General features: G+C 36.9%; 17 protein-coding genes and 2 pseudogenes. 10 read left to right on the top strand and 9 right to left on the bottom strand.

Going from position 1 to position 21067, the window contains the following annotated elements:
* Positions 1-392 precede the first annotated feature (392 nt).
* Positions 393-836, top strand: coding sequence for a hypothetical protein (locus C2I06_RS17690; protein ID WP_095329421.1), 444 nt, complete (start codon positions 393-395; stop codon positions 834-836).
* A complete protein-coding gene (locus C2I06_RS17685; RefSeq protein ID WP_047940899.1) occupies positions 824-1111 on the top strand; it encodes a YxcD family protein in 288 nt (95 codons plus the stop codon). Before C2I06_RS17690 ends, C2I06_RS17685 begins: the two co-directional genes overlap by 13 nt.
* 63 nt (positions 1112-1174) lie before the next feature.
* Here the strand turns inward: C2I06_RS17685 and C2I06_RS17680 are convergent, their stop codons facing one another.
* Together C2I06_RS17680 and C2I06_RS17675 are read right to left on the bottom strand one after the other, a co-directional pair.
* Positions 1175-2212: a PTS sugar transporter subunit IIC gene (locus tag C2I06_RS17680; protein WP_095329422.1), complete on the bottom strand. Its 1038-nt coding sequence runs from the start codon at positions 2210-2212 to the stop codon at positions 1175-1177.
* A 280-nt stretch (positions 2213-2492) separates the two neighbouring features.
* Positions 2493-3953 (bottom strand): sugar porter family MFS transporter, encoded by a 1461-nt coding sequence (locus C2I06_RS17675; protein WP_095329423.1) that lies wholly within the window; start codon positions 3951-3953, stop codon positions 2493-2495.
* A gap of 608 nt (positions 3954-4561) precedes the next feature.
* Here C2I06_RS17675 and C2I06_RS17670 point away from each other — a divergent pair.
* The 3 genes from C2I06_RS17670 to C2I06_RS17665 are packed head-to-tail and all read left to right on the top strand — an operon-like array spanning position 4562 to position 5357.
* Positions 4562-4774, top strand: coding sequence for a hypothetical protein (locus tag C2I06_RS17670; protein ID WP_123258554.1), 213 nt, complete (start codon positions 4562-4564; stop codon positions 4772-4774).
* A complete protein-coding gene (locus tag C2I06_RS25150; RefSeq protein WP_164463735.1) occupies positions 4771-4920 on the top strand; it encodes a hypothetical protein in 150 nt (49 codons plus the stop codon). Before C2I06_RS17670 ends, C2I06_RS25150 begins: the two co-directional genes overlap by 4 nt.
* A complete protein-coding gene (locus tag C2I06_RS17665) occupies positions 4917-5357 on the top strand; it encodes a hypothetical protein (protein WP_123258553.1) in 441 nt (146 codons plus the stop codon). The genes C2I06_RS25150 and C2I06_RS17665 overlap by 4 nt, the downstream gene beginning before the upstream one ends.
* 76 nt (positions 5358-5433) lie before the next feature.
* Here the strand turns inward: C2I06_RS17665 and C2I06_RS17660 are convergent, their stop codons facing one another.
* The 6 genes and pseudogenes from C2I06_RS17660 to C2I06_RS17640 all read right to left on the bottom strand — a co-directional run bounded on the left by C2I06_RS17660 (position 5434) and on the right by C2I06_RS17640 (position 12458).
* Positions 5434-6117: a rhamnogalacturonan acetylesterase gene (locus C2I06_RS17660; protein ID WP_123258552.1), complete on the bottom strand. Its 684-nt coding sequence runs from the start codon at positions 6115-6117 to the stop codon at positions 5434-5436.
* Positions 6118-6154: 37 nt separating this feature from the next.
* The gene (locus tag C2I06_RS17655) at positions 6155-6892 is read right to left on the bottom strand and encodes an alpha/beta hydrolase (protein ID WP_164463734.1); all 738 of its coding nucleotides are present in this window, start codon (positions 6890-6892) and stop codon (positions 6155-6157) included.
* Positions 6873-8288, bottom strand: coding sequence for a glucuronate isomerase (gene uxaC, locus C2I06_RS17650; RefSeq protein ID WP_095329426.1), 1416 nt, complete (start codon positions 8286-8288; stop codon positions 6873-6875). Before uxaC ends, C2I06_RS17655 begins: the two co-directional genes overlap by 20 nt.
* A gap of 206 nt (positions 8289-8494) precedes the next feature.
* Positions 8495-9973, bottom strand: a pseudogene (locus C2I06_RS25585) (UxaA family hydrolase); the annotation flags it as partial.
* A gap of 36 nt (positions 9974-10009) precedes the next feature.
* A pseudogene (locus C2I06_RS25580) lies at positions 10010-11398 on the bottom strand (tagaturonate reductase); the annotation flags it as partial.
* A gap of 52 nt (positions 11399-11450) precedes the next feature.
* Positions 11451-12458, bottom strand: coding sequence for a LacI family DNA-binding transcriptional regulator (locus C2I06_RS17640; RefSeq protein WP_095329428.1), 1008 nt, complete (start codon positions 12456-12458; stop codon positions 11451-11453).
* Positions 12459-12721: 263 nt separating this feature from the next.
* Here C2I06_RS17640 and C2I06_RS17635 point away from each other — a divergent pair, with 263 nt between their 5' ends.
* Positions 12722-14935 carry a helix-turn-helix transcriptional regulator gene (locus C2I06_RS17635; protein ID WP_123258550.1) on the top strand — a complete coding sequence of 738 codons (2214 nt, stop codon included), beginning with the start codon at positions 12722-12724 and terminating at the stop codon, positions 14933-14935.
* A 189-nt stretch (positions 14936-15124) separates the two neighbouring features.
* Here the strand turns inward: C2I06_RS17635 and C2I06_RS17630 are convergent, their stop codons facing one another.
* Complete coding sequence (locus C2I06_RS17630) at positions 15125-16012, bottom strand: carbohydrate ABC transporter permease (protein ID WP_123258549.1); 888 nt, start codon at positions 16010-16012, stop codon at positions 15125-15127.
* Positions 16013-16570: 558 nt separating this feature from the next.
* Here C2I06_RS17630 and C2I06_RS17625 point away from each other — a divergent pair.
* From C2I06_RS17625 to C2I06_RS17610, 4 genes are all read left to right on the top strand, one after another.
* Entirely contained in the window at positions 16571-17500 is a 930-nt protein-coding gene (locus C2I06_RS17625) for an ABC transporter permease (protein WP_213084020.1), read from the top strand.
* A 24-nt stretch (positions 17501-17524) separates the two neighbouring features.
* Positions 17525-18172, top strand: coding sequence for a YesL family protein (locus C2I06_RS17620; RefSeq protein WP_095329432.1), 648 nt, complete (start codon positions 17525-17527; stop codon positions 18170-18172).
* A 134-nt stretch (positions 18173-18306) separates the two neighbouring features.
* On the top strand, positions 18307-19803 hold the full coding sequence (locus C2I06_RS17615) for an extracellular solute-binding protein (protein ID WP_123258548.1): 1497 nt from the start codon (positions 18307-18309) through the stop codon (positions 19801-19803).
* A gap of 141 nt (positions 19804-19944) precedes the next feature.
* Positions 19945-21066, top strand: a complete 1122-nt coding sequence (locus tag C2I06_RS17610) for a glycoside hydrolase family 88/105 protein (protein ID WP_171510195.1) — start codon at positions 19945-19947, stop codon at positions 21064-21066.
* The last annotated feature ends 1 nt before the right edge of the window (position 21067 follow it).

The raw sequence follows: 21067 nt of genomic DNA, 5'->3' as shown, positions 1-21067 counted from the left end.
GATTTACAAAAAATAGGAGGTTTAATTTTTAGTAGTTAGCGGAATCTCAGGAAACATGGGTGAAGAGGCTTACACCATATAAGTTGACTAGACAAGTTGTTTATATTAAAATGTATATATATTTAAAAATTGTATACTCCAAAGGGGAGTAGCTTACAGTTACGTCGTCAATACGCGATTAAATCGCCGGCTTAACTGGCAACGAGATGTTGTTTGCGAGACCTTTGCCGTTCTTGGTAAAGGGATAAATAGATAGAAATTTAGAAGCCTTTACCAAATCAATGGAAGGGCTTTTTATTTTTCTTGCAAATACTAAGGAAGCAAGGAGAATGATAAAGTCTATAAATTAGTATGTCAATTTCAAAACAATTTTTTAGGAGGAATAGAAAAACATGAAGAAAATTTTGTCAGCAATTCTCACGTTAGGTTTAGTTTTATCTCCAGTAAGTATAGTATTTCAAGACTCTGTAACAACAGTAGAAGCAAAGTCTTATAAATCTGGGAAACGAAGCTTCAATAACAACAATAATAGTAATACAAATTCATTTTTCCAAAAGAAAAATAATACAAATGATACGTCAAAATCTAATCAATCAACGACAGCGAAAAAATCTGGTGGCTTCTTCTCAGGTGGAGGCTTAATGAGAGGGTTAATGGTTGGAGGACTTGCCGGTCTGTTGTTTGGCAGCCTTTTCGCTAATATGGGAGCATTTGGGTCTATATTAGGGCTTTTCATTAATGTTCTTGCGATTGTATTAGTATTCAATTTAATTAAAAGGATATTTACTTTCTATCGAAACAAAAAAAGAGAGGAAGCAAATAATTGGAGAAATTAATCATTCCAGAACAGGATATTATCAATGCAATCTGCGTCTATGTAGCACGAAAAAAACAAGTGCGACCAGAGGAAGTAGAAGTAGAGCTAATGTATGATGATGATTATGGCTTTTCAGCAGAAGCATATGTACATGATCGAAAACAAGTCCTTATCACTCAAAATATGATTGAAGCACTCAGATTGTGGTTAGATGAATATTTAAATATGGACCCATATATGGGGTTGAAATTAGTGTTAGATGATGAAGAGGGCATTATCGCTATAGCAAAGTAGAGAAAAAAAGTAGAGGATACCAGGCTTTAAAGACTGGTATCCTCTACTTTTTCTGACTAAAATTTAATCAAAGTTTAATTTATAATCGTCTGATTTAATCATTTTTAATTTTTTTGAAAAAATATACAGTAGGAATACATTTAAAAGAAATGGAATAATTAAAAAGGTAGAAACCATAATCGTAATGTTTTTACTAGTCCAACCGCCATCAGCTAAGCGCATAAAATTCATAGGTCCGACTAATCCCGATAATCCAAAACCAGCACTATAAGGAGTTCCCTGTATATTTAAATAGCCAGCCAATCCACCCAACACAGCAGCGGTAATAATCATTGGAATAACAATCTTAGGTTTCATAAAGAAATTACCCATTTGTATTTTAGGGGATCCCAAAACATGTGCTAACGCAGTACCTAAAGAGTTTGCTTTATAGCTTGCAATAGCCAGCCCAATACCTGCTGCCACAATGCCAAGGTTTGCTGCTCCTGAGCCAACTCCTGACAGAGATATAACGGTTGCTACACCTACTGTTGAGATAGGCGAAAGAATAATTAAACAGAACAAGACAGCGATAATGATACCCATGAGAATTGGCTGTAAGTTTGTAACATTTTCGATTGCGATGCCAATTAATCCAGTACTAGATTTCATATATGGTAATAATAAGTACCCAGCCATTCCTGGGATTAATATACATAATGTTGGTAATAGAAGAATAGAATAGGCCTTCAAGCGGTCACCGATAAAACGGACAAATAATACCGCAAGCGCTGCGGTTATACCTGTGTTCAAAACAACTCCTATACCATTTAACGTAAATAACCCTTCCGCTGTTTTTTGCACAACACCACTACCAACCATTGCAGCAATACCGATACTAGCTGTCTGTATAGAGGATAGCTTAAAGGATATTCCTACCATTACACCAATAAGCACGGGCAATAAACTCATAATAAATGCAGTAATATCTAATACGTGCTGAAGCGGAGGAAAGAAAGGAATAAAGAGCTTTAAGATTTCACCAAGCAATGCATTTGGGATTAACGAGACAACAATTCCGATACTCATACCATTTAATAATTTACTGAAAAACTCTTTCACCTTAAACTCCCCATTTTCCTTGAATTTGGAGTTTATTATATGTAATAACTAGATAATCGTCAATGATTATTTTTAACGCTTCAACGCGAAAAAGTGCAAAAGTGAAAAAATGATTAGTGTTTTTTAATAAACTATATAAAATGAAATAAAATTATCTATTTTTTTATACAAATGTAAAATAAAATGTTTGAAAAAATGCAAAGTGTAAAAATAAGAAAGAGCTCCTCCTTTTTTAAGGGGAACTCTTTCATGAAATAATTGTATATTTCAATTCGTTTTTTTAAGAATGGAGTTGTTTTTCTCCAATAGTGGTTTTCTGAACACCACGGGAATTCTTATCAAAGTTTCGGAAATACTGTTCGAGCTGTTCTAATGTTTTTCCTTTTGTTTCTGGTAAGAATTTGCTAACAAATGTTATGGCAAATACTCCAAGTACGGCGAAAAGGAAGAATGAATTAGATAAGCCAATCTTATCGAGAAGAATCGGGAAAACTAAACCAATTATAAAGTTTGTTATCCATAAGCAAAATACGGAAACACCCATTCCTAATCCTCGAAGTTTTAATGGGAATATTTCTGCTAACATAAGCCAAGTTACTGGGGAGATGGCCCCTTGTTGAAATGCTAAGAAAGTAACCGTCATACTAAGTACAGCAATCGGTAGAATAGTTGTTCCGTTTAAAGTGAAGGAGAAAATCCCTATTAGTAGTAAGGTAGTTGTAGTACCGATTAGTCCGATAATTAACATTGGTTTTCTTCCTACACGTCCCAACAGCCAAATTCCGAGGAAAGTAGCCAATACAGAAATTACTCCATTGGCGATATTGGCAATGAGAGCGACCTCGGTAGAGAATCCAGTGCTTTCTAGTATTTGTGTTCCATAAAACATGATGGTATTTACCCCCGTGATTTGTTGAACGATGGCAATCCCAATACCAAGAAAGACAATTCTTCTAACCCAAGGAACAGCTAAATCTTTAAAGCCAACTTGTTCCACATGTGCTTCTGTTTCCACTGCTTTTTTTATTTGCTGTAGCTCTGCTTTTGCTCGTTTTTCTTTTCTAATATGCAATAATACACGAAAAGCATCTTTGAATCTGCCCTTTGATGCATACCATCTTGGGCTTTCAGGTACAACAAGCATTCCTATCCATAAGACAATAGCAGGTAAGGTGGCAATGACAAGCATATATCTCCAAGAGTTTCCTGCCCCATCCATTGTATTTCCAATAATAGCATTTGTAATGTAAGCAAGTAATTGACCACTAACGATCATTAGTTCATTTTGGGTTACCATTTGACCACGTTGTTCGGCAGGAGACATTTCTGCTAAGAAGGTAGGGACAGCAACTGATGCTCCTCCGACAGCGATACCGAGTAAGAAGCGGAAAGTAATCATGATGGGGACATTCGGTGCGAAAGTACATCCTAGTGTTGTAATCAGAAAAATAGCAGCTAAATATAAAATAACTTTTCTTCGTCCATAGCTATCCGCGAGTTTCCCACTGAACATCGCTCCGAATGCCGCTCCAAATAAGAGCGAGCTAGTAACAAGACCTTCAGTTACTGCATTGAGGTTTAGCTGATCTGGACGAGCCATATAGGGTAAGGCCCCATTAATAACACCAGTATCAAATCCAAAAAGAAGACCACCAAATGTAGAGATAATGGCAATGATTTTTAAATTATTTTTCTTATTTGTGTTGGTGTTCCTACTGTCAGGGTTTAATTGGTCACTCATAGTATTTACTTTCTCCTCCTCTTATAATAATGCTTTTTTATAGTGTTCATTATTATCGTTGTATTTGAAAGGTAAATCGAAGTTCATCTCCTTTGCTAGCTGGTCGTTCTATCCCTATTAAAATTAGAAATCTTGTACGGCGAAAGGCAATTATTTTACTTGCATAGTAAGAGGGATAAAAATTTTTCATTATTCTTTTATAAAACGTATATTGTTTTGGCTATGTAAGGGATAGGCTTACCAATACATTACCCCGATAAAAATTTTTGAAAACATCTTTACGTACAGGTGAATTTTTTTTCACTAGAGTTATTATCTTGCATTTTTATATAGTGCCGATGCTCAAATAAAAGAATAACAATAATGTGTGAGGGCCGCTCTTTTTAGGGAGGGCATTTATTTTAAGCCTATTTCTATAAGAAAGTAGTGAAATTTGGAAAGATTTTCGGTGGGAGGAATAGATTAGTTAGAAACTAGTGAAAGGGAGGTAATATCTTTACAAATTAGAAGAGAAATCAGCCAAAGCGGAGAGGGAATCAGCCAAAGCGGGGAGGGAATCAGCCAAAGCGGAGGGGGAATCAGCCAAAGCGGAGGGGGAATCAGCCAAAGTGAGGAGGAAATCAGCCAAAGCGGAGAGGAAATCAGCCAAAGCGGAGGGGGAATCAGCCAAAGCGAAGGGGGAATCAGCCAAAGCGGAGAGGGAATCAGCCAAAGCGGAGGGGGAATCAGCCAAAGCGGAGGGGGAATCAGCCAAAGCGGAGAGGGAATCAGCCAAAGCGGAGGGGAATCAGCCAAAGCGGAGGGGGAATCAGCCAAAGTGAAGGGGGAATCAGCCAAAGCGAAGGGAGAATCAGCCAAAGCAAAGGGGGAATCAGCCAAAGCGAAGGGGGAATCAGCCAAAGCGGAGAGGGAATCAGCCAAAGCGGAGGGGGAATCAGCCAAAGCGGAGAGGAAACAGCCAAAGTGAGGAGGAAATCAGCCAAAGCGAAGGGAGAATCAGCCAAAGCGGAGGGGGAATCAGCCAAAGTGAGGAGGAAATCAGCCAAAGCGGAGAGGAAATCAGCCAAAGCGGAGAGGAAATCAGCCAAAGTGGGGAGGGAATCAGCCAAAGCGAAGGGAGAATCAGCCAAAGCGGAGAGGGAATCAGCCAAAGAGGAGGGGGAATCAGCCAAAGTGAAGGGGGAATCAGCCAAAGCGAAGGGAGAATCACCCAAAGCGGAGAGGAAATCAGCCAAAGCGAAGGGAGAATCAGCCAAAGCGGAGAGGAAATCAGCCAAAGTGAGGAGGAAATCAGCCAAAGCGAAGGGAGAATCAGCCAAAGCGGAGGGGGAATCAGCCAAAGCGGAGAGGAAATCAGCCAAAGCGAAAGGGGAATCAGCCAAAACGGAGGAGGAAATCAGTTAAAGCAAGCAGGATCCCCGTTTAGATAGGGATCATCTGCTTTTTATTTAATGGTGTTAACATGAGGTTCCCTCTTGAACTAGTATTTTAAGAATCTTTTTAAAGGTAGGTCACTTTCTTTTATTGCATTACATATCAGCTTGGCGACCGCTTCAGCACCTTGATTATTGAAATGAGTATCATCTTTTACTCCAATTGGATAATTGCTAGATTCATAGGCTTCAAGATGGAGAAAAAAGTTCCTGGATAAGTCTGGGCCTAGGGATTGAAAAAAGTCTATTGATTTTTTATGAATATCTAGAAGTGCTACTTTGGAGGTTTTGGCGAGTTCCCTCATAGCTTGTGGGTATTCACCAAGAGACATATGATCAATAAGCTGATTTCTAAAATGCCTTCGAGAAACGGAAGTAAGTAATACTGGGTGTGCATTATGCTTATTGGCGGTATGAATAAATGTATGCAAGTTTGTTTGATAGTCTTCGTATGGATCTGTACCGCGAGCTGGGTCATCTTTTTGGTCGTTGTGTCCAAATTGAATAAAGAGATAATCCCCAGGATGAATTGCCTCCTCAATGGCAGATAGTCGTCCTTCGTTTATAAAAGATTTTGTGCTTCTACCATTGACGGCTCTATTATCAATAACAATTTGGTCTGTGAAAAAGGTGGAAAGTTTTTCTCCCCAACCAGTTTCTGGACGCTTATCTGGTGTTTTTTCTGCGGCAGTAGAATCACCTGCTATAAATATAGTTATCTTGTCTGGCATTATTCTCCCTCCCATATGCAGTTTAATGAAATGATTATTATGACAAAGTAGTTTTTAACCAAGCTTCTGCTAAGCTCAACCAGCGATGGACATAGGGAGATTCCTCTGCTAATGCCAGCCCATGTTTTCCAGAAGGAAAAATATGATATTCAAAAGGAATGTTAAATTTGGCTAAGCTTTCCGCTAACATGATGGTATTTTGAACAGGGACTGATTGATCATCAGCAGTGTGCCATATAAAGGTGGGCGGCATATTTTCATCGACCAAATGTTCAATCGAATAAGCTTCTACTAAATGGTTAGGCGGATTTTTTCCTAAAAAATGCTCTCGGCTTCCAGAATGCCCATAAGTCTCCGTGAAGGTAATAACTGGATAGCATAAGACTAGCGCATTCGCACGATTGTTTATTTTGGTGCAAGCAAGACTGGCTAGATGTCCACCAGCAGAAAAGCCAAGCACACCTATTTTATTTTCTAATAAATTCCAATCCTTGGCATTGTTTCGTAGTTGGCTAAATACTTCTTCTAGTTCCTTTATAATGCTTGCATGATTGATTGTTCCAACAGGATAATGGAGAATTCCAGCATGATAACCAATCGAATGAAGCCATTTTACAATTGGCTGCGCCTCTTTTTCTGATAAATGGTGGTACCCTCCACCTGGACAAACGAGAATGAAGGGTCTCTTTTTATTATCTAAAAGGGAGAGATGTAATGTCATATGCTGATTTTCTTTGGAAATTTGGTTATAGTTATCATTGATGATTTTCAACATATGAACGCTCAAATCCGAAATATTGTTTAGCATTATGGTAGCTAATGTCCTTAACTAAGCTTCCAAGCAAGTCCTCGTCCTCCGGTGCTTCGCCTCGTTCGACAATTTCCCCGATAAATTCACAGAGCACTCGGCGGAAATATTCATGCCTTGTGTACGAGAGAAAGCTTCGTGAGTCTGTTAGCATTCCGACAAAGGTGGAAAGGAGACCAGTGTCACTAAGAACTGTTAATTGATGGCGCATCCCAGCTCTTGTATCGTTATACCACCATCCTGAACCTAGCTGAAGCTTTCCAGGCGTGTGTTTTTGAAAAGACCCCATTAAAGTAGCTAAAACAAAGAAGTCATTAGGGTTAAGGGAATAAAGAATGGTTTTCGGTAATTTCCCCTCTTTTTCTGCACGATCTAACAGACGCTGCAAAGGTATGGTAAGAGGGAGATCATTCATCCCATCATATCCAGTATCAGGGCCTAATTGGTCAAACATTGCTGAATTTGTATTGCGATATGCATGGATATGAAGCTGCATTGTCCAATTATGCTCATGATAAAAACAGATTAAGCGAGTTAAGGTTTCTGTACGATATGCACTGATTTCATATGGGGATAATGCTTCATTTTTAAATCTTTTTTGAAAAATCGATTCCAGTGTTTTCTCATCTGCTTCTTCATAGGTTAAGATATCCAGTGCATGATCCGATAATTTTCCACCCATTTGGTGGAAATAATCTACACGTGCTTTAAGTGCCTCTATTAATCCTTGATAGGAATTGATCGTAACATGTGATTGTATACTTAGCTTTTCTACCCATTCGATAAATCCATCTTGGTCAATATTTAATGCTTTATCGGGACGGAAAGAGGGAAGTACTTGAAAATGTCGTTCTTCATTCTTTAAGCGTTCATGGTAATGCAAATCATCAGTCGGGTCATCGGTCGTACAAACTACTTTAACATTTGAATGGATAATTATATTGCGACGCTTAAAGTCAGCGGTAGCCAATTTCTCATTGGCTAAATCCCAAATAAGAGGGGCATTCTCCTCATTCAGTAATAAATCTATACCAAAGAAACGTTTTAGCTCTAAATGGGTCCATGTATATAAGGGATTACCAATTGTTTTAGGGACTGTACGCGCCCATGCTAAAAATTTGTCATAATCAGAGGCATCGCCAGTAATATGAGTCTCTGGAATTCCGTTTGCGCGCATTAATCGCCATTTATAGTGATCACCAGCTAACCAGGCTTCCGTAAGGTTTTTAAAATTTTTATTCTCATAAATTTCTTTCGGATCTAAGTGACAATGATAGTCGATAATAGGCATCTGCTTTGCATGGTCGTGAAATAGTTTTTGCGCGATATCATTTTTTAATAGAAATTGGTCATTTAGAAACATTAGAATCCCTCTTTCGTTATTTTTATAATTTTTGTTTAATATTGCTTTTATTGTCTCAGTGCTCGAAAACTCAACATAAGATCAAAAAAAGGTAACAGAGAGAGCGTTAGCATCACTGCTTTCAATGAATGCACTACAGGTTAACACTATGTTTCTATCAATCTTCTCCACCTTAGCCAAACGCTTTTCATAAACCAATCAATCTGTTATAAAGTAACTCCTGTTTTAAAAATAGCGATTTCGCGAACGCCATTTGCTTCGTTGCGTGTTTTTTCTCCACTTGCGACCGCTATTACTTTTCCAATAAATTCCTCTAATACTTCATTCATTGGTCGCTCTAGTAAAGGACCGGCATTAAAGTCCATCCAATGCTTTTTATGTTCATAAATAGTAGAATTGGTTGCTACTTTTACAGTTGGAACAAAACTGCCAAAAGGCGTTCCTCGGCCAGTTGTAAATAAAACTAAATGACAATCAGCAGCGGCAAGCGCAGAAGAAGCTACTAGATCATTGCCTGGTGCTTGCAATAGGCTTAGCCCTTTTTTGGAGATTTTCTCTCCATACTGCAGTACATCCACAACCGGTGCTGTTCCAGCCTTTTGTGTACAGCCTAATGATTTATCTTCTAGAGTGGTAATCCCTCCCGCCTTATTTCCTGGGGAAGGATTTTCATAAACAGGCTCCCCATAAGAATGAAAGTAGTGTTTAAAATCATTGATTAAATGGACGATATCTTCGAAAACCTTTTCATCTTCTGCTCTAGCCATGAGCATTTGTTCTGCTCCAAACATTTCGGGGACTTCTGTTAGAATAGTGCTGCCGCCCTGGGAAATTAAGAAGTCTGAAAATGCTCCTAATAGCGGATTAGCCGTAATTCCAGAGAAACCGTCGGAACCGCCACATTTTAGACCAACATTTAGCTCAGCAATCGGAATAGGTTCCCTATGATCATTTCTAGCAGCTTCATATATTTCTTCTAATAGTTCTAAGCCTGCTTCTATTTCGTTGCCTACCTCCTGTGCAACTAAGAATTTAACTCTATTTCCATCATAATCTCCTAGTAACTCTCTAAATTCAGCAACAACGTTATTTTCACATCCCAATCCAAAAACAAGTACTCCGCCAGCATTCGGATGATTCACAGCATCTATTAATATACTGCGAGTATTTTCATGGTCTTCTCCTAATTGGGAGCAGCCGTAGGGATGCTTCAAAATGGTAATATTATCGAATGTACCTAAGCCAGGATGGAGAGCTTCAAATTCTTTCAGCATATATTCTGCTGTTCCGTTTACACAACCCACGGTCGGAACAATATATAAGTCATTGCGAATTCCTACTTTTCCATTTGCCCGTCTGTATCCTTGGAAGGTAAGCTCCTTTTTAGGGTATTTTACTTGATGGATATCTTGCTCATACGTATATTCAAGTTCTCCATCTAAATTTGTTTTTACATTATGCGTATGAAGCCAATCCCCCCGCGTAATCTCCGTCAGCGTATGTCCGATAGGATAGCCATATTTGATCACATTGCTAGATTTTTGAATATCAGTTAAGGCTATTTTATGGCCTTGGGGAATATCAGCTTTAGCTGTGATCGAGATGCCATCAAGATAGACTGTTTCCGCTGCGTTAATTGGTCTTAGGGCAACCGCGACATTGTCTCGCTCATTTAATTTTAATAGGGAAGGAGGCTGCTTTTCATTATTTAGCTTTTGTAATACAGCTCGAGCACCGTCTTTTCTAAGCATATGGATATATGCAGTTACTTCTTCCACAAGGTTAGGAATAGAGGTTAAGTCAGTATCCCATAAATTTTTGTCATTCAAAATAGTAAAAGCGATAGTTTCGGGATTTTCCCATGCGTTTGAAAAGGCTTCAAGGACTTCATCGCTATCTTTTGGTTTATATTGTGTTCCCCTGTAGGTTAGAAATAAAGCAGCAAGAGAAGCAGTCATGTATGGAGGCAATTGCTGCTGTTTTTCTTGGTATTTAATTAGCAGCGGTAATAAGCGTGCTTTATATTTAGAAACACTGTTTAAAGCAATGGATGATAATTCATGGCGGATAAAGGGATTTTTAAAGCGTTCGATTATAGAGTTTGCATATGCCTTTAAGTCATCTAAAGGGAGAGGTAATAATGGTATAATTTCTTGCTGCATTAATTGATTAATAAAGACCGCAAAATCTGCATCTTTCATCACATCTTCCACAGTTTCAAGACCAGCAAGTAATCCAAGTGGGACCATCGCTGTATGTGGACCATTTAATAAGTGAACCTTTCGTTCTCGATATGGTGTCATATCATCGGTTACCAGTACATTCAATCCCGCCCTTTCGAGTGGAAATGATTCTTTTAATTCTTGTGGACCTTCAATGACCCATAATAAATAAGGCTCTGCTTTAACCATTAAGTTATCAATATAGCCATGTTCCTCATTAAGCAGATTTGCTGTATCACGTGGATAACCTGGAACAATGCGATCTACTAAGCTGCAGCAGAATATATTTTCAGCATGAATCCAGCTAATAAATTCCTCTTCTAAATTCCATAGACTTGCATATTGTAAGACAATTTCTTTAAGTTGATCACCGTTACGATCGATTAACTCACAAGGAATAATCGTAAATCCTGGTTTTTTTAGTTGAAAGCGCTTGAATAGTAGGGCAGTAAGTTTTCCAGGAAAACTAGTTGAAGGTTGATCGATAGAACAATCCCTTTCATCAAATTGTATTCCAGCTTCTGTAGTATTAGAAATAATAAAGGTCAATTCTTCTTGTTCTGCCAATTGTAAATAATTTTCCCAGTCTTCATAAGGATTAATTAATCGATTAGCAGTTGTAATAATTTCACTCGTCTGAACCATTTGACCTTGATAGAACCCCTCAAGCACGACTGTATAAAGATAATCTTGTTCTTCTAAGGTTGGTTTAGAAACATGCTTGGTCGGCTTCACTAACACAGCACTACCGTTGAATAAATGCTGGTTATTCATTTGCTGTAGTTGCCAATTAAGAAATCCTCTCATGAAATTGCCTGAGCCAAATTGAATGACTTTTTCTGGAAAAATAGACAAATTAGGTTTTAATTGCTTTGAAAGCTTTTCCACTATAGTTCCTCCTTTTTTGCACACGTTAACATTTTATGATAAAACAAAACAGTTATGACTGTTTTGTTGGATAACTAAGCGATTCTCTTTTAACTAAAAATGTGTCTACTAAGATTTGTGTCTCCTCTAAAGTGTCGCTATTCATTAACGCAATAAGCATTTGCATGCCAATTTCGCTGATTTTATCAATAGGCTTATGAATAGTGGTTAGGGCTGGGGTAGAGTATTGCGCAAAAGCTGTATCATCAAATCCAATGATTGAGATATCATGGGGCACTTTCCTCTCTTTCAAAAAACAAGCCTTTAATGCACCGATTGCCATATCATCGTTTGCGCAAAATACAAGACTAGGCGGCGTCGGCAGGTCTAGCAATTGCTTCATTTTTTCAAAGCCGCTTTCCATACTATAATCCCCATTGACCATAAATTCAGGCTGTATGGGAAGCTGATGCTTCGACAAGCTATTGATAAATCCTTGTTTTCTTTCAGCAGAGGAACGGAAAGAGCTTTTTCCATTGATGTACGCTAAGTCCTTATGACCAAGGCTAATTGCTTCATCGATGGCTTGTTCTACACCCTGTTGATCGTTTGCTGAAACATTTGGAATAGAAGGATCATCTAGTCTGCGATTTAGCACGACCAACGGTATGCCAGTTTGTTGTATATAGTAAATAAATGCATTGTCTGTGTCACTTTGACTTAGGACGATAATTCCGTCAAATCGTTTGGAAATGATTTTGTCAAAATGGACTAGAGTATCAATTCCATTTACTGCGATACTGTAGTTTTCATCTAGCACAGAATTTACACCTTTTATGACATCGACAAGAAAACTTGAACTGGTACCATGGCTGATACTAGAGAAAAAAACGCCAATTGTGTAAGATTTCTGGTTTACGAGACTTTTAGCATTAAAGTTTGGTACATAATGTAATTCTGTTGCGATTTTCTTAATTTTGTCTTTTGTCGCAGGTTTAATAAGGGGACTATCATTCAGCGCTCTTGACACAGTGGTGTGCGAAACGCCTGCAAGCTTTGCGATATCCTTAATGGTAACCATAGTTCCTCCTGATAATAATGTTAACGTTCACATTTTATAATTCTTCAGGCTTTTTGTCAATCGGACATTTGCTGCACACGTGAAAAAATCCACTCGCAAAAGATAGACTAGATATGCTATTATATGTATAATCTAATCCAGAATATAGAAAATAATCATTTGATACTAGATAAGAAAATGATTATTTTCCGTATTAAATGATTGAATAATATGATAACGCTTACAATAATGGTGAGGTAAGAGGAAATAAGGAGTGAGTGGATTTGAAGAAATTAAGGTTGTTTTACAAGTTATTTTTTCCCTTTTTCCTTTTAGGGATTAGTATTGTAGTTGGCTTTAGTGTATTTATCTATAACTCTACCTATCACTCCGTTGAAGAGGAATTTCTGAAAGATAAACAAAATTATACAAAACAAATTCTCAATAATGTAGAGCAAAAGGTGCGAACGATTGAATATGGATATACGGCATATAGTTCTACTGCAACCTTTGAGACGATTTTTAAGAAGCCGTTATCAGGAAAAGACTTTGATACATATCGTGATATAAAAAAAGAAATCAGTTATATAGAAATGATGGGGATAGAAGGAAGTCAACATAATCTGATCAGCTTAGCAGAAAATTGGGGAATAATTGACGGCTCTTTAAAGAAATTATCGGAAGAGGAAATAGCTGGGTATAAGGAAAAGTATGTGGAAGAGGCGACGCAAAGCTTATTTTGGAGACCTACAAGTATTGGAATTGAGATGATTATGACCTTGCCTGTTTATCAGCGGGATAAATTTGCTTTAGGGATATCTAATATTCCAAGAAGCAGCATTGATGAGATTGTTGATAATGAACAAGATAGTTTAGTAGAAATTTATAATAGTAAAAATGAATTATTATATTCAAGTAGAAAAAAGGAAAGGATATTGTCTCACGAGAATTATGAGAAAATGATAAATGAGGGGGAGAATATCAAAATAGTAGACACAGATGATAAAAAGTTTGTGTATGCTCAGTCAGACTATAATCGCTGGATTTATGTTGTACAGATTAATCCAAAAGAAATCTCTAATATGATTAATAATACAAGGATTGGTTTACTAATTGTCTCGACCTTATTGATTATTTTGGTCGGTATCATTTCCTATATGTTAGCAAATTCTTTTTCAAGACCTATCCGCAAATTACAGGAGAAATTAGCAATAGATCATCTAAGTGGGCAGAAGAATGAACTTTCCCTTGTTGCTGATTCTGTTGATAAGATTATTGGTCAGAATGAAACATTAATGGCTAGCTTAACCATGCAAAAACCACAACTTGAGACGCTGTTTGTCTTAAGCTTATTTAGAAATAGAATAACAACAAATGAAGCAAAGCACAGGTTAAAACAATTTGGCTATTTCTTTAATGATAGGCATCATTTTTACACAGGATTAATACAAATTGACAATATGGATAGCCAAAAAATTGTTGAGAAAGATTTATACTTATTGGCTTTAAATAATATTGTCGAAGAAATAGTCCCTGCTAAGGAAAGATTGATACCTATTGTATTAAATGATGAGATGCAAGCAACCATATTTATAACCGATGTAAATGATCATGATTCCAGTCGAAGAATTATGAAGTATTATGAGGAAATACAATCTGCGGCAAAGGAATATTTAAATATTACTATCAGCATAGGGATAAGTCCGGTTTATCAAACATTAATTAGTAGCAAAAAGGCAGTTGATTTAGCAAAAGAAGCGCTGCATTATCGTGTAAATGTAGGACCAGAGTCCATCATTTTTTATGATGATATTGCTCCTCTCTTGAATGATGCTTCTATTTCTAAATATCCTGTAGAATTACAAAATGAACTTTTAAATACGATTCGCTCAGGTAATGAGGAGGAAGTGCAGGAGACAGTAGATACGTTAATTAACGAAATCTTCCGGATGAATAAAAATCCAGTCAGCTTAGAGGTGACACTTATTCGGTTAATTAATGAGATTATTCAACTTGGGCAGCTGTTAGGTGCAGAGGCGAAGATTTTTGATAGTATAAAGCCACTTTATTATGAAGCGATTAATGCCTATTATCCTGCTCGAATTAAACAAATGCTAATTGAGCATCTTATTACGCCAATTATTATCAGCACACAGGATAAAACAGATAAGGAGTTTCGGTCTTTATCTGATAAAATTGTTCAAATCATTCAGACAGAGTATGACCAGGAAATTTCTTTAGACATTATTGCTGACCGTCTTCATTATAATCCGAATTACTTAAGCAGCGTATTCAAGAAGGAATATGGAGAAAACTTTGTTGACTATCTAATGGGATTCCGACTGCAAAAAGCTAAATCCTTGCTCGAAGAAACAAATATACCGATTAAGGAGATTGCCGAAAAACTCCAATATCGAAATTCTCAAAACTTCATCCGCTTTTTTAAGAAAAAAGTCGGCATGACCCCAGGAGATTATCGGAAACAATATAATCATTAATTAAAAAGCGTGCAAGAAAGAGCTTAATCTTGCACGCTTTTTATGAACCGCAGAGCACATCCGGTATTTCTAAGATACCCTCTTAAACGGTAAGGGGCAAGCTGGATGAGAAATGGCACGCTTTTAAATGTATGAGGTTATAAGTTACTAGAATATCGTTTTTTTAAAGGCTCCTTTTTTTCAGTAACGTCACCCCTTTACAGAGCCTACTAATGCCCCTTTGACAAAATATTTTTGAACAAATGGGTACGCAATAAGCATTGGTACTGTTGCTATAACAATAACGGCCATCTTAATCGTTTGCGCAGGTGGAATAACGTCAACTGACGAACCTTCTGCTTGCATACCGCTTGAAACGATAACAATCTGTCGCAATAAAACTTGAATTGGCCATTTTGTAGAATCATTAATATAAAGAATAGCTGTCATATAAGTATTCCAATAGGTAACAGCATAAAACAAAGAAATGGTTGCAATTGATGGTAGTGCCAAAGGTAGCATAATCTTCCAAAAGACACCTAAATCCGTGCAGCCATCCATTTTAGCCGATTCTTCTAAACTATCCGGTAATGCTTGGAAAAAGTTTCTCATGATAATTAAATTAAACGCATTAATTGCTACAGGCAGTATCAAAGACCAATAAGAATCAATTAACCCAAAGGCTTTAACTACTAAGAAGGTAGGAATCATTCCACCGCTAAATAACATAGAGAATACAACAAGAAAGTTAAGAAATCCCCTTCCATGAAGATATTTACGTGATAAGCCATAGGCCATCAAAGAAGTTAGGACCATACTTACTAAAGTACCGACGCCAGTAACGCCAACCGATACTGCTAAAGATTTAAAAAGTGTGGGTGTAGAAAGAATATAACGGTATGCATCTAACGAAAAAGTTTCAGGAATTAGAATAAATCGTTTAGCTACAACCTCTTGTGTAGAAGCAAAGGAACTAGCTATAACATTTACAAAAGGCAGAAAACAAATTAAGGCGATAATGATTAAAATGGTTCCATTAATAATAGAAAAGACCTTTCCTCCTTTTGTTATTTTCCTATTTTTATGCGTTTTCTCCATATAGATCCTCCTTATTATTTTGTTTAGCTAGTTGCTTTACTGAAGATGTTTTAATTGCTCGGTTAAGACTGTTAAACGAGCAGCAAGCAAACGGAGAAAGGCCGGTTTAATAAAGGTGGTTCGCCTAAATCCACTTTGCTTTCCGCAGGTGCGTATCTGCGGATTCTCACACTTTAGAAGCCTTCGTAAAGTCAAGACTCTTTGTAGAAAACAGCGTAAGAAATAGATCTACTCTCTTACTATAAAGTTACTTTATCAAGAGAGGATAATTACGTATATAATCAATATTTCAGAAAAGGAAAACGCTTACCAAGTGCGTTTTTTTCGATTGAAAAGGCAGATAATCATTTGGACAAAATGGTAATCATTACATTGGGTGGGGAAGAGGAAACTATTGATATAACAAGGTTTTGTAAGCGTTATCAAATAATGATTATATACGTAATTATGCTTTTTCCATATGCTTAAAGTATGAATTGAACATCACATCATAAAGTAAGGGGGTAAATAATGGAAAGTATCATTAAGCCTAGTGATCAGACATTACCTGAGTTAACTATGAAGCAGCGTAAGAAGATTAGAAGACAAAAAACTTGGGCTAATATGAGAAAGAACAAACTTCTATATTTAATGATTTTCCCTGGCTTTCTCTATTTTATTATTTTCAAATATTTACCGATGGGCGGATTGATCATTGCTTTTCAAGATTATCAACCGTTTTTAGGAATTTTGGGCAGCCCATGGGTAGGGATGAAGCATTTTATTCGCTTATTTACAGAACCAACCTTTTTTATGCTTTTAAGTAATACACTTATTTTATTTGCTTTAAATATTTTCATTTTCTTTCCAATGCCGATCATCTTAGCGCTTATGCTAAATGAAGTCAAAAACAAATATTTTAAATCTGGTATCCAAACGTTAATTTATATCCCCCATTTTATGTCATGGGTAATTATTGTTTCCATTACATATGTCTTTTTAAATGTTGATGGTGGATTGATTAATGAAATGTTAGCAGCAATGGGCTTCAATAAAGTCAGTTTTTTAACTTCACCTGATTGGACGCGAACCGTTTATATTGCCCAAGTAATTTGGAAAGAACTAGGCTGGTCTACTATCATATATATTGCCGCTATTACAGCTGTAGATACTCAATTATACGAAGCAGCGGAAATGGATGGAGCAGGACGACTGCGCAAAACATGGCATGTAACATTACCGGCCATTCGACCAGTAATTATTACATTATTAATCTTAAAAATTGGCAGCACGTTAGATTTAGGATTTGAACACATGTATCTATTATTGAATTCATTAAATAGAAGTGTTGCAGAGATTTTTGACACCTATATTTATACTGCTGGTTTGAAGAATGGACAATTAAGTTTTAGTACTGCTGTTGGTTTATTTAAGGGATTAGTAGGATTAGTTTTAGTTATGCTTTCAAATAAGCTTGCCAAGAAGTTTGGTGAGGATGGGGTTTATTAAAGTTAGGGGAAAGCGAGGAATTGGATGTTAAAATCAGTGGAAAAAATAAATCACATTTTTATAACAATCTTAAACTTAGTTTATGTGAATTTCCTCTGGTGGCTCTTTACTTTATTAGGATTGGGGATATTTGGGGCAGGACCAGCAACCTATGCACTAGTTAGTATCATCCGACAGTGGATGAGGGGAAATACCAGTGTCCCTATCTTTTCTTCTTATTGGAAGTATTACAAAGAGTCCTTCAAGGAATCCATGGTTACTAGCTGGATTTATTTACTACTCGGCTATGTGTTAGTAATCGATTTACTCCATGTTACAAACTGGTATCTCAAAGTATGCTTGATGATCATATTCTCGTTATATTTCCTTTCTGCCGTTTATATTTATCCATTAATGGCTCATTATAACTGGAAGGGAATATTCTTTCGCATAAAGATGTCCTTTATCTTTGGTTTTTCTTGCTTGCAATATTCTCTATTATTGTTTGTTGTGATTGGAGCTACCTATTGGACAGCAATCACACTTTTTCCTGGGATTCTCACTTTCTTCGGTATTAGTTTCTTATTTTATATGATTACTTGGACAGCAAATCAAGTGTTTACTAGAATGGAATTACAAAATACAGAAGAAGTAGAAGATACAACTGTCTATCCTACGCTTAACGGACAATAAGACTTAACTTTCAGCTTATCCAATTCGGGGAAGATAGGTGGGAGAGCATCGATATAGACCCGAATGGTTCCACTAATCAGTGCGAACATTCATTGATGGAACTTCACTTTATCAAATTGTAAAGGAGCGTTTAAATGAAAAAACTATCAAAGTTAGCTAGTGTTAGTTTAGCAGGTATGTTGTTATTAGCAGGATGTAGTGGAGGAAAAGAACAATCATCTGGGACGTATGATGAAAATAGTAAGGCTGAAATTACATGGCTGAATATTCTACATACGGCATCTCCTCCAACAGATACTATTTTAGACAAAATTGAAGAGAAAACTAACGCTGAAATCAAATTTTCGTGGATTCCAGATGCTTCAAAGGAAGAAAGAATTAATACAGCTTTAGCATCTGATTCATTAGCAGATATTGTTACTTTAACCATTCTAGATAATTCCTCTGTCCGCAATGCATTGAAGTCTGGAATGTTTTGGAATGTAGAAGATTATTTAGATGAATTCCCTAATCTGAAGGAAATTTCACAAGATGTACGGGTTTCTGCTTCCATAGAAGGAAAGCTTTATGGCATTCCCTTCCAGAAGGATTTAGCTCGTAATGGTGTCGTTTTACGTAAAGACTGGCTTGATAATTTAGGCCTGAAAGTCCCGAAGACTGTTGATGAATTAATGGAAGTTTCGAAAGCGTTTACAGAAGGTGATCCTGATGGTAATGGGAAAAATGATACGACTGGATTTGTAGATAGGAACGATTTAATATATGGAGCCTTTAAAACATTAAGTTCTTATTTCGGTACACCTAATGTATGGGAAATGGATGAAAATGGAGACTTCATCCCGGAATTTGAAACGGATGGTTATGTAAAAACAATGGATTATATGAAGGAGCTGTATAGCAATGGCTGGATAAATAAAGACTTTGCCGTTACCGCAAAAACAGACCAGCAGCAAAGCTTTGCACAGGGAAAAGCAGGAATTTATATTGGCGCACTTTTCGATGCTAAAAACCTACAAACGATGGCTGCAGGCATCCAAGATAACATGGAATTAGCATTAGTGAACGATATGGTATCGGATTCAAATCCTGAGCGTGCCATTTGGGCTGCGAATAATGGAATTGGCGGATTATTGGCATTTCCGCGTTCCGAAGTAAAGGATGAAGCAGAATTAAAGAGGATTCTCAAGTTTGTAAATGATTTACTAGATCCAGAAATTTACACATTAATGACATATGGTTTGGAAGATGTCCATTATAAACTAACAGATGATGGTGCATATGAAATTACCAATCAGGATTTATGGACACAGGAAGTGCAGCCATTTGCGGCTTCTAGACCAAAAGAGTCAGGCTATGATTTAAAAGATCCCAACCCTATTAAAGCATTAGCAGATGAGATGATTGCAGACAATGCGAATTATGCCGTGTTAAATCCTGCTTATTCTTTAGAATCTGCAACCAATACATCACAAGGATCGGAATTACAAAAGATTATTACTGATGCCACATACCAGTATATTTTAGGCGAAATAGATCTGGATGGTTTCAAACAAGCTGTAAAGACATGGGGAGATTCTGGCGGAAACACGATTAAAGAGGAATATAAAGCAGCATACGAACAAACGAAATAATTTTGAATAAAGGTGAGGGGAAAGCAGATTTCGGCTAGACACTCACCTTAAAAAATTTAAAAACAAGATTTTTATAAGGCAAGCAACAATCTTCATGAAGAGGCTTTATAAAGAATCTAAATAGGATGGGAGAATATAAGAATGGCAGAAATGAGTTGGTCAGAGAGAACAGCACAATCCATTATGGAAAGACTTCCACGATTATATGAAGATAGAGGCTATAACGGAAAATGGTCTTATGATTATGGAGTTGTTTTAAAAGGGTTTGAAAACCTTTGGAAACGAACAGGCAAGAAGAAATATTTGCATTTTATAAAAGAAAACCTCGATTATTTTGTGCAACCGGATGGAACGATTAAAGGATTTGAAGTATCAGAATTTAATATTGACCATATTAACAATGGAAAATTACTATTTCAACTTTTTAAACAAACGGGGGAGGAAAAGTATCGGCAAGCAGCCGATTTATTGAAATCCCAATTAGAGCTGCATCCAAGAACATCAGAAGGTGTTTTTTGGCATAAGCAAATTTATCCATATCAAATTTGGCTGGATGGCTTATATATGGGGGCGCCATTCTATGCGCAATATCAAATGGAATATCGAGATGGAGAAGGTCTTGACGATATACTTCACCAATTCAAAATCAGTTATCAACACTTATTAGATGAAAAGACAGGGCTTCTTTATCATGCATGGGATGAGAAGAAAGTCCAGCCATGGGCTAATAAAGAGACAGGACTATCAGAGAATTTTTGGGGAAGAGCTATGGGATGGTATGTCATGGCATTAGTAGATACATTAGAAATTATTCCAAAGGATACACCTGATCGCCCTTTTTTAGAAAAAATTCTTAAGAATACATTGGCAGCATTACTAAACTATCAGGATAAGGAAAAGGGTGTTTGGTATCAGGTAGTCGATAAGCAAGGGGAAAAGGGAAATTATTTGGAGGCGTCTGCAAGCAGTATGTACGTATGTTCTATTGCAAAAGGGATACGGCTGGGAGTTCTAGAAAAACAAGAATGGCTGCATCCATTAAAGAAAAGCTACCAAGGATTATTAGATGAATTTGTTTTACTGACAAAAGAGGGATGGGTCAATTTAAATAAAAATTGTCAGGTAGCAGGACTTGGCGGAGCTGACAAACGAGACGGAACTTATACCTATTATATTAGTGAACCAATTATTTGCAATGACCAAAAAGGCTTAGGGGCCTTTTTACAGGCATTAGTGGAAGTGGAGGAAGTCATTAACGAATAAG

It is taken from the genome of Niallia circulans, from assembly GCF_003726095.1.
GTDB lineage: Bacteria > Bacillota > Bacilli > Bacillales > Cytobacillaceae > Niallia > Niallia circulans_A.
Note: the sequence above shows the minus strand (reverse complement) of the source record. Positions and strands in the feature narration are given on the sequence as shown.

What these genes read in the sequence shown, in the direction of transcription:
- C2I06_RS17660 (WP_123258552.1), bottom strand. Translation starts at nt 6,117, where the DNA reads ATGCCAGACAAGATAACTATATTTATAGCAGGTGATTCTACTGCCGCA.
- C2I06_RS17610 (WP_171510195.1), top strand. Translation starts at nt 19,945, where the DNA reads ATGGCAGAAATGAGTTGGTCAGAGAGAACAGCACAATCCATTATGGAA.
- C2I06_RS17690 (WP_095329421.1), top strand. Translation starts at nt 393, where the DNA reads ATGAAGAAAATTTTGTCAGCAATTCTCACGTTAGGTTTAGTTTTATCT.
- C2I06_RS17640 (WP_095329428.1), bottom strand. Translation starts at nt 12,458, where the DNA reads ATGGTTACCATTAAGGATATCGCAAAGCTTGCAGGCGTTTCGCACACC.
- C2I06_RS17675 (WP_095329423.1), bottom strand. Translation starts at nt 3,953, where the DNA reads ATGAGTGACCAATTAAACCCTGACAGTAGGAACACCAACACAAATAAG.
- C2I06_RS17620 (WP_095329432.1), top strand. Translation starts at nt 17,525, where the DNA reads ATGTTAAAATCAGTGGAAAAAATAAATCACATTTTTATAACAATCTTA.
- C2I06_RS17655 (WP_164463734.1), bottom strand. Translation starts at nt 6,892, where the DNA reads ATGTTGAAAATCATCAATGATAACTATAACCAAATTTCCAAAGAAAAT.
- uxaC (WP_095329426.1), bottom strand. Translation starts at nt 8,288, where the DNA reads ATGTTTCTAAATGACCAATTTCTATTAAAAAATGATATCGCGCAAAAA.
- C2I06_RS17615 (WP_123258548.1), top strand. Translation starts at nt 18,307, where the DNA reads ATGAAAAAACTATCAAAGTTAGCTAGTGTTAGTTTAGCAGGTATGTTG.
- C2I06_RS17630 (WP_123258549.1), bottom strand. Translation starts at nt 16,012, where the DNA reads ATGGAGAAAACGCATAAAAATAGGAAAATAACAAAAGGAGGAAAGGTC.
- C2I06_RS17625 (WP_213084020.1), top strand. Translation starts at nt 16,571, where the DNA reads ATGAAGCAGCGTAAGAAGATTAGAAGACAAAAAACTTGGGCTAATATG.